Genomic DNA, 13,439 nt, shown 5'->3' with positions numbered 1-13,439 from the left:
AGTGAACGACGTATCCGATGGCCCCCATAGTGGTCGACACCTTAGGTGGCCAGTCGCAAGGAATCGAGGGAAACCCTCGAAAACGGAGGGGGCTTGACAATGCACACCTGGCCAGGCACTGCCTACCCGCTGGGCGCCACGTTCGACGGCAACGGCACCAATTTCGCGATCTTCAGCGAGGCGGCCGAGCGCGTCGAGCTGTGCCTCATCGAGGAGGCGGACGACGGCACCCGCACCGAGGAGCGCGTCGAGCTCATCGAGGTCGACGCCTTCGTCTGGCACGCCTACTTGCCGAGCGTGCAGCCCGGGCAGCTGTACGGCTACCGCGTGCACGGCGTGAACGACCCGGAGACCGGGCGACGCGCGAACCCGCACAAGCTGCTGCTCGACCCGTACGCGAAGGCGGTGCACGGCCAGATCGACTGGGACGAGTCGCTCTTCCCGTACCGCTTCGAGGCGCCTGACGAACCCAACGACCTCGACTCGCTGCCGCACGCGATGCTCGGCGTCGTCATCAACCCGTTCTTCGACTGGGCGGGCGACCGCAGCCCGCGCATCCCCTACGCGCAGTCGGTCATCTACGAGGCGCACGTCAAGGGCCTCACCCAGACGCACCCCGACATCCCGGAGGAGATCCGCGGCACGTACGCCGCGATCGGGCACCCGGCGATCATCGAGCACCTGCGGCGCATCGGGGTGACGGCGATCGAGCTCATGCCCGTGCACCAGTTCGTGCAGGACAAGCACCTCGTCGACCAGGGCCTCACCAACTACTGGGGCTACAACACCATCGGGTTCCTCGCCCCGCACAACGGCTACAGCGCCAGCGGCGACCGCGGCCAGCAGGTGCAGGAGTTCAAGTCGATGGTGCGCGCCCTGCATGTCGCCGGCATCGAGGTGATTCTCGACGTGGTCTACAACCACACCGCCGAGGGCAACCACCTCGGCCCGATGCTGAGCCTCAAGGGCATCGACAACGCGGCCTACTACCGGCTCATGGATGACGAGCCGCAGTACTACCGCGACTACACCGGCACCGGCAACAGCCTCAACGTGCGCCACCCGCACGCGCTGCAGCTCATCATGGACTCGCTGCGCTACTGGGTCACCGAGATGCACGTCGACGGGTTCCGCTTCGACTTGGCCGCGACCCTCGCCCGCGAGTTCTACGACGTCGACCGGCTGAGCGCCTTCTTCGACCTCGTGCAGCAGGATCCGGTGGTCTCGCAGGTGAAGCTCATCGCCGAGCCCTGGGACATCGGCCCCGGCGGCTACCAGGTCGGCAACTTCCCCCCGCAGTGGACGGAGTGGAACGGTAAATTCCGCGACACCGTGCGCGACTTCTGGCGCGGCGAGGAGGGCACGCTCGGCGAGTTCGCCGCGCGCATCACCGGCTCGGCCGACCTGTACGAGGCCGACGGTCGGCGCCCCGTCGCGAGCATCAACTTCGTCACCGCGCACGACGGCTTCACGATGCGCGACCTGGTGTCGTACAACGAGAAGCACAACGAGGCCAACGGTGAGGGCAACAACGACGGCGAGAGCCACAACCGCTCGTACAACCTCGGCGTCGAGGGCCCGACCGACGACCCGATCATCCTCGCCCTGCGCGCCCGCCAGGTGCGCAACTTCCTCGCCACGCTGCTGCTGAGCCAGGGCGTGCCGATGATCGCGCACGGCGACGAGCTGGGCCGCACCCAGCAGGGCAACAACAACGTCTACGCGCAGGACAGCGAGCTGTCGTGGGTCGACTGGGCGCGGGCCGACCAGTCGCTCATCGAGTTCGTGGGGTCGCTCGCGCGGCTGCGGCGCGAGCATCCGACGTTCCGCCGCACCCGCTACTTCGATGGCCGCCCGGTGCGCCGCGGCGAGGGCGAGCCGGTGCGCGACATCGAGTGGCTGCGGCCCGACGGCTCGGCGATGGACGAGGCCGACTGGGAGTCGGGCTTCGGCCGCACCGTCGGCATCTACCTCAACGGCCAGGGCATCCGGGGGCGGGATGCCCGGGGCGAGCGCATCACCGACAAGCACTTCCTCGTCTACTTCTCCGCCCACACCGAGCCGATCGAACTGACGCTGCCGCCCGCCGAGTACGGCGCGCGCTGGGAGCGGCTCGTCGACACGAGCGGCCTCGGTGACACGGCCGCGGTGCTCGAGGCCGGCGCCACGATGCAGCTCGAGGCGATGAGTCTCGTCGTGCTGCGCGAGCACGTCGTCGTCGAGCCCGTCGTCGACGACGCCGTGGCGCTCTCGCTCGCGCCCGTGTCGATCGACGCCGCCACGACCCCGACGGGAACCCCCGCATGACCCCCGCCCCCCTGCCCCGGTCGACCTACCGCCTGCAGGTGAGCCCCGAGTTCGGGCTCGACGACGTCGCGGCGCTCGCTGACTACGTGCGGCTGCTCGGCGCCGACTGGCTCTACCTCTCGCCGCTGCTGCAGGCGACCCGCGGCTCGATGCACGGCTACGACGTCGTCGACCACGGGTCGGTCGACGCGGAACGCGGCGGCGAAGCGGGTCTCGCGCGCGCCGCCGCCGCCGCACGAGAGCACGACATGGGCGTGCTCGTCGACATCGTGCCCAACCACATGGGCGTGGCCGATCCGCGGCAGAACGGCTGGTGGTGGCAGCTGCTGCGCGAGGGCCGCGAGGGGCCCATGGCCGAGGCCTTCGACGTCGACTGGGCGTTCGGCGGCGACCGGCTGCGCATCCCCGTGCTCGGCGACGAGCTCGACGCGGTCATCGCGGCCGGACAGGTGACGCTCGGCGACGACGCTGTCACCGTCTACGAGGCCGAGTACCCGCTCGCGGCGGGCTCGGCCGACGACGTCGCCGACCGAGCGTCCGCGACGCCCGAGCAGCTGCGCACCGTGCTCGACCGCCAGCACTACGAGCTCGTGCACTGGCGCCGGGCGGATGCCGAGCTGAACTATCGCCGATTCTTCGCGGTGTCGACGCTCGCGGCCGTGCGCGTCGAGGTGCCCTGGGTGTTCGAGCGCTCGCACGCCGAGATCGTGCGCTGGGTGCGCGAGGGGCTCGTGCAGGGCATCCGCGTCGATCACCCCGACGGCCTGCTCGACCCGGGCGGCTACCTCGACGATCTCGCCGCCGCCACCGGCCACGCGCCGGTGTGGGTCGAGAAGATCCTGGAGGGCGACGAGCCGCTGCCGAGCTTCTGGCAGGCCGCCGGCACGACCGGCTACGACGCGCTCGCGACGATCGACCGCGTGCTCGTCGACCCGGCGGGGCGCGGGGCGCTCGACGCGCTCGACGCCCGCCTGCGCGCCGAGACCTCGACCGCGGGTCGACTGCAGGAGGCGACGGCGGGCGGCGCGGACGAGCCGCAGCCGCTCGACTGGCACGCGCTCATCCGCCGCACGAAGCGGCGCATCGCCGACACGATCCTGCGCAGCGAGGTGCTGCGCCTCGAGCGCGAGCTGCCGCACGCCATCCCCGAGGCGGCCGACGCGCTCGCCGAGCTGCTCGCGTGCTTCCCCGTCTACCGCTCGTACCTGCCGGTCGGGGCCGAGCACCTCGAGGCGGCGCTCGCCGCGGCCCGAGCATCCCGCCCCGAGCTGTCGGCCACCTTCGACGCGCTCGCGCCGCTGCTCGCCGACCCGGCTGAACCGGTCGCGCGCCGGTTCCAGCAGACGAGCGGCATGGTCATGGCCAAGGGCGTGGAGGACACGGCCTTCTACCGCTACTCGCGCCTCGCCTCGCTCACCGAGGTCGGCGCCGACCCGGCCGAGTTCGCCGTCGACGTCGACGAGTTCCACCGCCGCCAGGCGCTGCGGCAGGGCTCCTTCCCGGCGTCGCTCACGGCCCTCTCGACGCACGACACCAAGCGCGGAGAGGACACCCGCGCGCGCATCCACGTGCTGTCGGAGGTGCCCGAGGCGTGGGAGCGCCTGCTCGCCGAACTGCGCTCGCGCGCCCCCATCGGCGACGGGCCCTTCGAGAACATCCTGTGGGAGTCGCTCGTCGGCGCCTGGCCGATCAGCGCCGACCGCGCCCACGCCTACGCCGAGAAGGCCTCGCGCGAGGCCGGCACCTCGACGACCTGGACGGAGCCCGACGAGGCCTTCGAGCGGCGCATGCACGACGCGATCGACGCCGTCATCGGCGAGGGCGAGCTGCGCGACCTCGTCGACGAATTCGTGCAGACGGTCGCGCCGTACGGCTGGTCGAACTCGCTGACGGCGAAGCTGCTGCAGCTCACCGCGCCCGGTGTGCCCGACGTCTACCAGGGCAGCGAGCTGTGGGAGACGAGCCTCGTCGACCCCGACAACCGCCGCCCCGTCGACTACCCTCTGCGGCGCGAGTTGCTCGCGCGCATCGACGGCGAGCACCCGAGCGAGACCCCGGGGTGGATGCCCGAGGTCGACGCCGACGGAGCCGCCAAACTGCTCGTCACCTCTCGCGCCCTCCGCGTGCGCCGCGACCGGCCCGAGCTCTTCACCCGCTACGCGCCGCTGCCCGCGATCGGCGAGGCCGCCGACCACGCCCTCGTCTTCGACCGCGGCGGCGCCGTCGCGATCGCCACACGACTGCCCGTCGGGCTCGAGCGGCGCGGGGGCTGGGGCGAGACCGTGGTCGTGCTGCCGCAGCGCCCCGTCGTCGACGCCTTCACCGGTCGCCGCTACGCCGGCGGCGAGCTGCGACTGGCCGACGTGCTCGAGCGCTACCCCGTTGCCCTGCTCGTGGAGGTCGAGCAGGATGACGCGGCATGAGCGAGTTGACTGACGCACGAGTCTGGGCACCCCGAGCCGAGGAGGTCGCGCTGCACCGCGTGCGCGCCGGCAGCGCGGAGCGGGTCGCCATGACTCGCGTCGACGGCGACTGGTGGGTCGCGATCGGAGCCCTCGCCGACGGAGACCGGTACGGGTTCCTGCTCGACGGCGACGAGCATCCGCTGCCCGACCCGCGCTCGCGCCGGCAACCCGACGGCGTGCACGGCCTCAGCGCGCTCGACGACCCGGCCGCCTACGACTGGCTCGACGAGAACTGGCGCGGCCGCCAGCTCGCCGGCTCGATCATCTACGAGCTGCACGTCGGCACCTTCAGCCCCGAGGGCACCTTCGACGGCGCGATCGCGCGGCTCGACCACCTCGTCGACCTCGGCGTCGACCTCGTCGAGCTGCTGCCGGTCAACGGCTTCAACGGCACGCACAACTGGGGCTACGACGGCGTGCTCTGGTACTCCGTGCACGAGGGCTACGGCGGCCCGGCCGGCTACCGCCGCTTCGTCGACGCGTGCCACACGCGCGGCATCGGGGTCGTCCAGGACGTCGTCTACAACCACCTCGGCCCGAGCGGCAACTACCTGCCGCGGTTCGGGCCGTACCTGCGCGTGGGAGCGGCGAACACGTGGGGCGACTCGGTGAACGTCGCCCACCCGGAGGTGCGGCGCTACGTGCTCGACAATCTGGCGATGTGGTTCGACGACTTCCACGTCGACGGGCTGCGGCTCGACGCCGTGCACGCGCTCGTCGATGACTCACCGCAGCACATCCTGCAGGCGATGGCGGAGGAGACCGACGCACGCTCGGCCCACCTGCGCCGCCCGCTCACGCTCATCGCCGAGAGCGACATGAACGACCCGCGGCTGATCCTTCCGCGCGAGGCCGGCGGCTACGGCCTCACCGCGCAGTGGAGCGACGACCACCACCACGCCATCCACGCCGCCGTCACCGGCGAGGCGAGCGGCTACTACGCCGACTTCGCGACGGCGGATGCTCTGCCGAAGACGTCGACGCAGGGCTTCTTCCACGACGGGTCGTACTCGTCGTTCCGCGAGCGTGCGCACGGCTACCCCATCCCGGCCGAGGTGCCGATGTGGCGCCTGGTGACGTTCGCGCAGGATCACGACCAGATCGGCAACCGCGCGGCCGGTGACCGGCTCTCGCAGTCCCTCGGCGAGGAGGACCTCGCCGTCGCCGCCGTGCTCAACCTCACCTCGCCGTTCACGCCGATGCTGTTCATGGGCGAGGAGTGGGGAGCGCGCACGCCATGGCAGTTCTTCACCTCGCACCCCGAGCCTGAGCTCGGCCGCGCCACCGCCGAGGGGCGGCTGGCCGAGTTCGTGAAGATGGGGTGGGATGAGTCGGTCGTGCCCGACCCGCAGGATCCGGCGACGTTCGAGCGCTCGAAGCTCGACTGGAGCGAGCTCGACGAGCCCGCCCACGCGCGCCTGCTCGCGCTGCACCGGGCGCTCATCGCGCTGCGGCGCCGGCTGCCCGAGCTCACCGACCCGCGCTTCGAGCACACCCTCGCCGCGGGCGAGGGCGATGACGGGCTCGCGGTGTTCCGCCTCGATCGCGGGGCGGGCATCCAGTCGCCCCACGGCGGCATCGTGAGCGTGTGCGTCGCCTTGCGGCAGGAGGCGTCGTTCGACGTCGGCGAGGCGGCGCACCTCGAGCTGTCGACGACGGCGGATGCCCGGCTCGCCGACGGCGTGCTGACGCTGCCGGCGCGCTCGGCGGCGGTCGTGCGCGTGCGCGCGCCGCGCGAGGGCTGACGCCGCCCGCCACCCGCTACAGCCCGCCGCCGACGCCGATCGCGACGAGCAGCAGCACCGGTGCGAGACCGAGCACGATGCCGACTCCGAGGGCCAGGGTGCAGATCGCCCGACCGCCCAGGCGCGGCGCGCGCCGCAGCCCGCGCGCGGCGAAGACGACCGTGACGACGGCGAGCGCGGCCGCGAGCGCCAGACCGGCGAGCAGCACGGTCGACTGGTCGAGCCCCGGCAGCCGCACGAGCCCGCTCGCCGCGACCGACTGCCCCGCGAAGCCGAGCAGCGTCAGCGCGATGCCGACGCGGGCGACGTGCGCGTCACGGTTGGGCCCCGGCCGCATCGAGCGGGCGGCCGCCGGGCTCAGAGCCGAGAACGGCTGCGGCTCGCGCGCGCTCGGGCCGATGAGGCGCTCGCCGTCGAACCAGCGCTCGAAGCCCGGGCGCTCCGGGTCGGGCTGCCAGCCGGGGCGCGCGCCGTCGAGGTCGTCCTCGTCGTCGTCGGGGTACGGGATGCTCACGCCCCCGATTCTCGCGCGCCCCGGCTGGTCATCGGCTCGGGCCGACGGCCGCTACAGCTCGTACGGCGTCGCCAGCTCGGCCGGGTACTCGCCCCGCGCCGTGAGCTGCTCGGCCGTCGCCGCCAGGCGCGCGAGGGTGAGGCCGAGGATCTGCGGGCCGAACGAGATGCGCCCGACGCCGAGCTCCGCCAGACGGGCGAGCGAGATGTAGCCGGGGTGCGCGAAGACGGCGACCGGCGCGCGGACGGCGGCCACCGCATCCGCCACCATCGTCTCGTCGCGCAGACCGAGCACGAACACGCTCGTCGCGCCGGCGTCGACGTAGGCGTTGGCGCGGTCGATCGCCTCCTGCCAGGCGTCGGGGGAGCCGGCGAGGGTGTCGGTGCGGGCGTTGATCGCGAGCGGCACGCCCGCCTCGTCGGCGGCCGCACGGGCAGCGGCGACGCGCGCGGCCGCCTCGGCGAGCGGTCGGCGCTCGCTGCGCGCGCCGGCGAGCGAGTCCTCGATGTTGAGGCCCGCCGCGCCCGTCTCGATGAGGCGCGCGACGTTCGCGCGCACGCCGGCCGCGTCGGGCGCGTAGCCGCGCTCGAAGTCGATGCTGACGGGCAGATCGGTGGATGCCGTGATGCGGCCGGCCGCGGAGAGCGCCATCTCGACGGTCATGCCCTCGCCGTCGGGCACGCCGTGGGCGAAGGCGACCGCGTGGCTCGCCGACGCGAGCGCGCGCACACCCGGCGTGCGGGCGACGATACGGGCCGTGATGGCGTCCCACACGTTGACGACGATGAGCGGGTCGCCGGGCACGTGCAGCGACGCGAGCAGCGCCGCCTTCTCGGCGGTCGAGGGGCGAGAGGAGGTCGAGGCGTCGGTCATGCGCTCACTCTGCCAGCACCGCGGCGACTCCGCGCGGTGCGGCGCCTAGCCCGCGCGGTCGCCGAGCTGCGCGTGGGCGCCCGGCTTCACGAACAGCATGAGCACGAGGCCCGCGGCGAGGATCACGACGATGCCGAGCACGCCGAAGATCGTCGCGCCGAACCACGTGATGAAGGCCGTCCAGAGGGCGGGGGCGAGGAAGCTCGCCGCGCGACCCGTCGTCGCGTAGAGGCCGAAGATCTCGCCCTCGCGCCCCGCCGGGGTCACGCGCGCGAGCAGCGATCGGCTCGCCGCCTGCACCGGGCCGACGAAGGCCGTCAGGGCGAGGCCGAAGATCCAGAACACGAGCTTGCCCTGGCCGGAGAGCGCGAACACCACGAGCCCCGACACGACGAGCCCGCCGAGGGCGAAGAGGATGACCGCGCGGGCGCCGAACCGGTCATCGAAGCGCCCGGCGATGATCGTCGAGACGCCCGCGATGAGGTTCGCGCCGATGCCGAACGCGACCACCTCGAGGAACCCGAAGCCGAACGAGATGCTCGCCAGCACCGCGCCGAACGTGAAGACGCCGGCGAGCCCGTCGCGGTAGACGGCCGAGGCGAGCAGGAACCAGAACGTCTGACGGCTCTCGCGGAAGATGCGGGCGATCTCGCGGCCCAGCAGCACGTAGGAGCGGAAGAAGCCGACGCGCTCCCGACCGGGAGGGGCGGGCGCCTCGGGCACGTGCCGGAAGATCGGGATCGAGAAGACGATCGTCCAGATCGCGCAGCCCAGCGCGACCAGGCGGAACGGCAGGCCGCCGTCCTCCGGCAGGCCGAACCAGTCGAACGCGTACGCGACGACCACGAGCACGAGCGCGATGATGCCGCCGAGGTAGCCGAAGCCCCAGCCGAGACCGCTCACGCGCCCGACGGTCGTCGGCGTCGACACCTGCACGAGCATCGCGTTGTAGTTGACGCCCGCGATCTCGCTGAACACCGAGCCGGCGGCGATGAGCGAGACGCCGAGCCAGAAGAACGCCGGGTCGGCCTCGACGACGACGAGCAGCGCCATGCAGACGACGAGCAGGGCCGTCGAGACGCCGAGCCAGACCTTGCGGCGGCCCGCGGCATCCGACCGCTGACCGAGTACGGGCGCGACGACGGCGATGAGCAGGCCGGCGATCGTGATGCCCAGGCCCAGGCCCGCGGCGAGGTCGTCGAGCGCAGCCACGTAGGCGGGGTCGTCCTCGCCGAGCGCGACGATGTCGGCCGGCAGGAACGCCTCCGTCGTCAGGTACAGCGCCGTGAAGATGAAGGTCAGGATGACCGTGTTGAAGGGCTGCGTCGCCCAGTCCCACAGCGCCCACGCCCGGATCTGCCGCTTCGGCACCACGCGGTCGGGGTCGAGGTCGAGCCCTGCCGCGGCGACCGCGCCCGTGCGGGCGATCGTGGGCGGAGGCTGCACGAGGCCGGCGTCGTCGCCGGCGAGGTCGTCGCTCATGCGCTCACGGTAGCCCCGGCGGGCGAACAGCGGGTGACGCGCGCGTGCGCGTGTTCGGCGAGCGTCAGCGGGGGCGCGCGGGCCGTGTCGCCCCCGCCTGCCGCGCGGCACGGTTCCGGGCACGCGCTGCGCCGGGGGCGTGCCGCGTGCCCGGAACCGTGTCTGGCGCGCACGTTCGGCCATGAGCGCCAGCTGCACGCACCACGGTTCACGGCATGCACTGCGCTGCGGGGCGTGGTGCTTGCCGTGAACCGCAGGGTGTGCGGCTGTCGTCGTCGCGCCGAAGGGGCGCCAGGGAGCGCGCTGCCCCTGCGGCGCAGCGGCGTGCGCAGGGTGTGCGCCGGCCGTGGTCGTGCGCGGGCCGCCGCGCCTGAGTGTTGAGCCAGAGCGGCGCAAGTTTCCGGCGCTCGACTTGACACGGGGCATCCGTCATCTCAAACTTGACAGTGCGCGACTCAAGTTCTGTCGCTCACCCGATCTCAGAAGGAGCAATCCCCATGGCCCGTGCCGTCGGAATCGACCTCGGAACCACCAACTCCGTCGTCTCCGTGCTCGAGGGTGGCGAGCCCACCGTCATCGCCAACGCCGAAGGCTTCCGCACGACCCCGTCGGTCGTGGCCTTCACGAAGGATGGCGAGGTGCTCGTCGGCGAGACCGCCAAGCGCCAGGCCGTGACCAACGTCGACCGCACGATCGCCTCCGTCAAGCGCCACATGGGCACCGACTGGAAGAAGGAGATCGACGACAAGAAGTACACCGCGCAGGAAATCTCGGCCCGCACGCTCGCGAAGCTCAAGCGCGACGCCGAGCAGTACCTCGGCGAGAGCGTCACCGACGCCGTCATCACCGTGCCGGCCTACTTCAACGACGCCGAGCGCCAGGCCACGAAGGAGGCCGGCGAGATCGCGGGCCTCAACGTGCTGCGCATCATCAACGAGCCCACTGCGGCCGCCCTCGCGTACGGCCTCGACAAGGGCAAGGAGGACGAGCTCATCCTCGTCTTCGACCTCGGTGGCGGCACCTTCGACGTCAGCCTGCTCGAGGTGGGCAAGGACGACGACTTCTCGACCATCCAGGTGCGCGCGACCGCCGGTGACAACCGCCTCGGCGGCGACGACTGGGACGGCCGCATCGTCAGCTACCTGATCCAGCGCTTCAAGGAGACGACGGGCGTCGACGTCAGCAACGACAAGATCGCCAAGCAGCGCCTTAAGGAGGCCGCGGAGCAGGCGAAGAAGGAGCTCTCGAGCTCCATGAGCACCAACATCCAGCTGCCCTACCTCTCGCTCACCGAGAACGGCCCCGCGAACCTCGACGAGTCGCTCACGCGCGCCAAATTCGAGGAGCTCACGAAGGACCTCCTCGAGCGCACCCGCAAGCCCTTCGAGGACGTCATCCGCGAGGCCGGGGTGAAGGTCAGCGACATCGCGCACGTCGTGCTCGTCGGCGGCTCGACCCGCATGCCCGCCGTCACCGACCTCGTGAAGAAGCTCACCGGCGGCAAGGAGCCCAACAAGGGCGTGAACCCGGATGAGGTCGTCGCCGTCGGCGCCGCCCTGCAGGCCGGCGTGCTGAAGGGTGAGCGCAAGGACGTGCTGCTCATCGACGTGACCCCCCTGAGCCTCGGCATCGAGACCAAGGGCGGCATCATGACCAAGCTCATCGAGCGCAACACGGCCATCCCCACGAAGCGCAGCGAGACCTTCACGACCGCCGACGACAACCAGCCGTCGGTCGCGATCCAGGTGTTCCAGGGCGAGCGCGAGTTCACGCGCGACAACAAGAACCTCGGCACGTTCGAGCTGACCGGCATCGCGCCGGCTCCGCGAGGCATCCCCCAGATCGAGGTCACCTTCGACATCGACGCCAACGGCATCGTGCACGTGTCGGCGAAGGACAAGGGCACCGGCAAGGAGCAGTCGATGACCATCACGGGCGGCTCGTCGCTCGCGAAGGAGGACATCGAGCGCATGATCCGCGAGGCCGAGGAGCACGCGGCCGAGGACAAGGCGCGCCGCGAGGCCGCTGAGGTGCGCAACAGCGCCGAGCAGCTCGCGTACTCGATCGACAAGCTCATCAGCGAGAACGCCGACAAGCTGCCCGACGACGTCAAGAGCGAGGTGCAGGCCGACGTCGACGCGCTCAAGACGGCGCTCGCCGGCACCGATGACGAGGCGGTCAAGACCGCCTACGACACGCTCAACGCCTCGCAGACGAAGCTTGGCGAGGCCATCTACGCGGCCTCGCAGAACGAGCAGACGGATGCCACGGCCGGCGCCGAGCAGGGCTCGAGCTCGAGCGATGAGGACGTCGTCGACGCCGAGATCGTCGACGACGAGGACGACAAGGACAAGAAGTAGTCATGGCGGCCCGCAAGCGCGACGACAGCGGCGACGAGCAGAAGCCCGTCATCAAGCGTCGGCGCCGTGTCGACGACGAGACCGGCAAGGTCACCGACCTGCCCGTCGACGGTTCGGAGCCCACGGCGGGGGAGGCCGACGCGTCGGCCCCCCTCGCTGAGGACGGCGCCCCGACCGACGCTGAGACGATCGAGGACCTGTTCCCGGTCGAGGATGCCGACGTCGAGGTCTCGGAGTCGGGCGCCAGCCTCGACGCCGACATCGACCGCATCCTCTCCGAGGCCGGCCAGAAGGAGATCGCCGAGTACCGCGATCGCGCCGCCCGCGCGGAGGCGGAGCTCGCGAACTTCCGCACGCGCGTCGAGCGCGACCGGCAGGCCAACCGCGAGGCGGTCATCGCCGAGGTGATCCGCACGCTGCTGCCCGCGATCGACGACCTCGACCGCGCCGAAGCGCACGGCGACCTCGCCGGCAGCCCGCTCGAGCTCGTCGCGCAGAAGCTGCGCGCCGGCTTCGAGCGCTACGGCCTGGCGAAGGTCGGGGAGGTCGGCGAGCCGTTCGACCCGACCCGGCACGAAGCGCTCGTGCAGCTGCCGAAGCCCGACGTCACGAGCAACGTCGTCGGCGATGTGGTCGAGGTCGGCTACGTGCTCGGCGAGCGGCTGATCCGCGCCGCCAAGGTCGCCGTCTTCACGCCAGAGGGGTAGGGGTCGCATGGCCAGCAACGACTGGTTCGACAAGGACTTCTACAAGGTGCTCGGCGTCTCGAAGGACGTCAGCGACGCCGAGCTCAAGAAGGTGTACCGCAAGCTCGCTCGTCAGTACCACCCCGACTCGAACGCCGGCGACGCCGCCGCCGAGGCGCGCTTCAAGGAGGTCAGCGAGGCGTACGCGGTGCTCTCCGATCCGAAGGAGCGCGCCGAGTACGACCAGCTGCGCGCCATGGGCTCGGGCGCCCGTTTCACGGCGGGTGGCGCCCCTGGCGGCTTCGAGGACGTCTTCGGCGGCATGTTCGGCGGCGGGGGCGGTCGACGCGCGCAGGCGGGTGGCTTCGAAGACATCTTCGGGAGCATGTTCGGCCAGCAGTTCGGCGCGGGCGGAGCATCCGGCTTCTCGCGGGGCCCGCAGAAGGGCCGAGACCAGACCGCGCAGGTGACTCTCGACTTCGACACCGCCATTCACGGCGACACCGTGCAGCTCGAGCGCGCCGGCGGGCGGCCGCTGTCGGTGAAGATCCCAGCGGGGGTCGCCGACGGGCAGAAGATCCGCCTGCGGGGCAAGGGCGAGCCGAGCATGACCGGCGGCGAGCCGGGCGACCTCGTGCTCACGGTCTCGGTGCGCAAGCACCCGGTCTTCACGCGCGACGGGCTCGACCTGCGGCTCGACGTGCCGGTGACCTTCCACGAGGCAGCGCTCGGGGCGACCATCGAGGTGCCCACGTTCGGCGGCGAGACCGTCAAGCTGCGCGTCGCCCCCGGCACGCCGAGCGGGCGCGTGCTGCGCGTGAAGGGCCGCGGCGTCACGACGGCGAAGGGCACGGGCGACCTGCTGGCCACGGTGCAGGTCGCGGTGCCCGCCAACCTCAGCGCCGACGCCAAGAAGAAGCTCGAGGCCTTCGCGAAGGCGCTCGGCGACGAGAATCCGCGCGACGACCTGCTCGCCAGGGCCAGGGGCTAGCCGCATCATGGAACCG

9 protein-coding genes are annotated in these 13,439 nt (G+C 71.9%); 6 read left to right on the top strand and 3 right to left on the bottom strand.

Annotated elements, in window-relative coordinates:
• Positions 1-99: 99 nt before the first annotated feature.
• Genes glgX through treZ form a run of 3 tightly spaced genes read left to right on the top strand, consistent with a single transcriptional unit; the run spans position 100 to position 6,517 of the window.
• Positions 100-2,307 (top strand): glycogen debranching protein GlgX, encoded by a 2,208-nt coding sequence (glgX, locus tag ID804_RS10190; RefSeq protein WP_169078909.1) that lies wholly within the window; start codon positions 100-102, stop codon positions 2,305-2,307.
• Complete coding sequence (gene treY, locus ID804_RS10185) at positions 2,304-4,730, top strand: malto-oligosyltrehalose synthase (protein ID WP_169078911.1); 2,427 nt, start codon at positions 2,304-2,306, stop codon at positions 4,728-4,730. The genes glgX and treY overlap by 4 nt, the downstream gene beginning before the upstream one ends.
• Positions 4,727-6,517: a malto-oligosyltrehalose trehalohydrolase gene (gene treZ, locus ID804_RS10180; RefSeq protein WP_169078913.1), complete on the top strand. Its 1,791-nt coding sequence runs from the start codon at positions 4,727-4,729 to the stop codon at positions 6,515-6,517. Before treY ends, treZ begins: the two co-directional genes overlap by 4 nt.
• Positions 6,518-6,533: 16 nt before the next feature.
• Here treZ and ID804_RS10175 read toward each other — a convergent pair whose 3' ends face one another.
• Genes ID804_RS10175 through ID804_RS10165 form a run of 3 tightly spaced genes read right to left on the bottom strand, consistent with a single transcriptional unit; the run spans position 6,534 to position 9,386 of the window.
• A complete protein-coding gene (locus ID804_RS10175) occupies positions 6,534-7,031 on the bottom strand; it encodes a DUF2510 domain-containing protein (RefSeq protein ID WP_169078915.1) in 498 nt (165 codons plus the stop codon).
• A 51-nt stretch (positions 7,032-7,082) separates the two neighbouring features.
• The gene (locus ID804_RS10170; protein ID WP_169078917.1) at positions 7,083-7,904 is read right to left on the bottom strand and encodes an isocitrate lyase/PEP mutase family protein; all 822 of its coding nucleotides are present in this window, start codon (positions 7,902-7,904) and stop codon (positions 7,083-7,085) included.
• Positions 7,905-7,949: 45 nt separating this feature from the next.
• Positions 7,950-9,386, bottom strand: coding sequence for an MFS transporter (locus tag ID804_RS10165; protein ID WP_169078919.1), 1,437 nt, complete (start codon positions 9,384-9,386; stop codon positions 7,950-7,952).
• A gap of 497 nt (positions 9,387-9,883) precedes the next feature.
• Between ID804_RS10165 and dnaK the strand changes: the two genes are divergently transcribed.
• Genes dnaK through ID804_RS10150 form a run of 3 tightly spaced genes read left to right on the top strand, consistent with a single transcriptional unit; the run spans position 9,884 to position 13,423 of the window.
• Entirely contained in the window at positions 9,884-11,746 is a 1,863-nt protein-coding gene (gene dnaK / locus ID804_RS10160) for a molecular chaperone DnaK (RefSeq protein ID WP_169078921.1), read from the top strand.
• Between the two features lie 2 nt (positions 11,747-11,748).
• Positions 11,749-12,453, top strand: coding sequence for a nucleotide exchange factor GrpE (locus tag ID804_RS12245; protein ID WP_211161146.1), 705 nt, complete (start codon positions 11,749-11,751; stop codon positions 12,451-12,453).
• A 7-nt stretch (positions 12,454-12,460) separates the two neighbouring features.
• Positions 12,461-13,423 (top strand): DnaJ C-terminal domain-containing protein, encoded by a 963-nt coding sequence (locus ID804_RS10150; protein ID WP_169078923.1) that lies wholly within the window; start codon positions 12,461-12,463, stop codon positions 13,421-13,423.
• Positions 13,424-13,439 lie beyond the last annotated feature (16 nt).

Origin of the sequence: Microcella alkalica (genome assembly GCF_014595885.1) — a bacterium.
GTDB classification, from domain to species: domain Bacteria; phylum Actinomycetota; class Actinomycetes; order Actinomycetales; family Microbacteriaceae; genus Microcella; species Microcella alkaliphila_B.
This window is presented reverse-complemented; position numbering and strand designations above follow the sequence as displayed.

Coding starts and splice junctions, on each gene's coding strand:
- glgX (WP_169078909.1), top strand. CDS start 100: ATGCACACCTGGCCAGGCACTGCCTACCCGCTGGGCGCCACGTTCGAC.
- treY (WP_169078911.1), top strand. CDS start 2,304: ATGACCCCCGCCCCCCTGCCCCGGTCGACCTACCGCCTGCAGGTGAGC.
- treZ (WP_169078913.1), top strand. CDS start 4,727: ATGAGCGAGTTGACTGACGCACGAGTCTGGGCACCCCGAGCCGAGGAG.
- ID804_RS10170 (WP_169078917.1), bottom strand. CDS start 7,904: ATGACCGACGCCTCGACCTCCTCTCGCCCCTCGACCGCCGAGAAGGCG.
- ID804_RS10165 (WP_169078919.1), bottom strand. CDS start 9,386: ATGAGCGACGACCTCGCCGGCGACGACGCCGGCCTCGTGCAGCCTCCG.
- dnaK (WP_169078921.1), top strand. CDS start 9,884: ATGGCCCGTGCCGTCGGAATCGACCTCGGAACCACCAACTCCGTCGTC.
- ID804_RS12245 (WP_211161146.1), top strand. CDS start 11,749: ATGGCGGCCCGCAAGCGCGACGACAGCGGCGACGAGCAGAAGCCCGTC.
- ID804_RS10150 (WP_169078923.1), top strand. CDS start 12,461: ATGGCCAGCAACGACTGGTTCGACAAGGACTTCTACAAGGTGCTCGGC.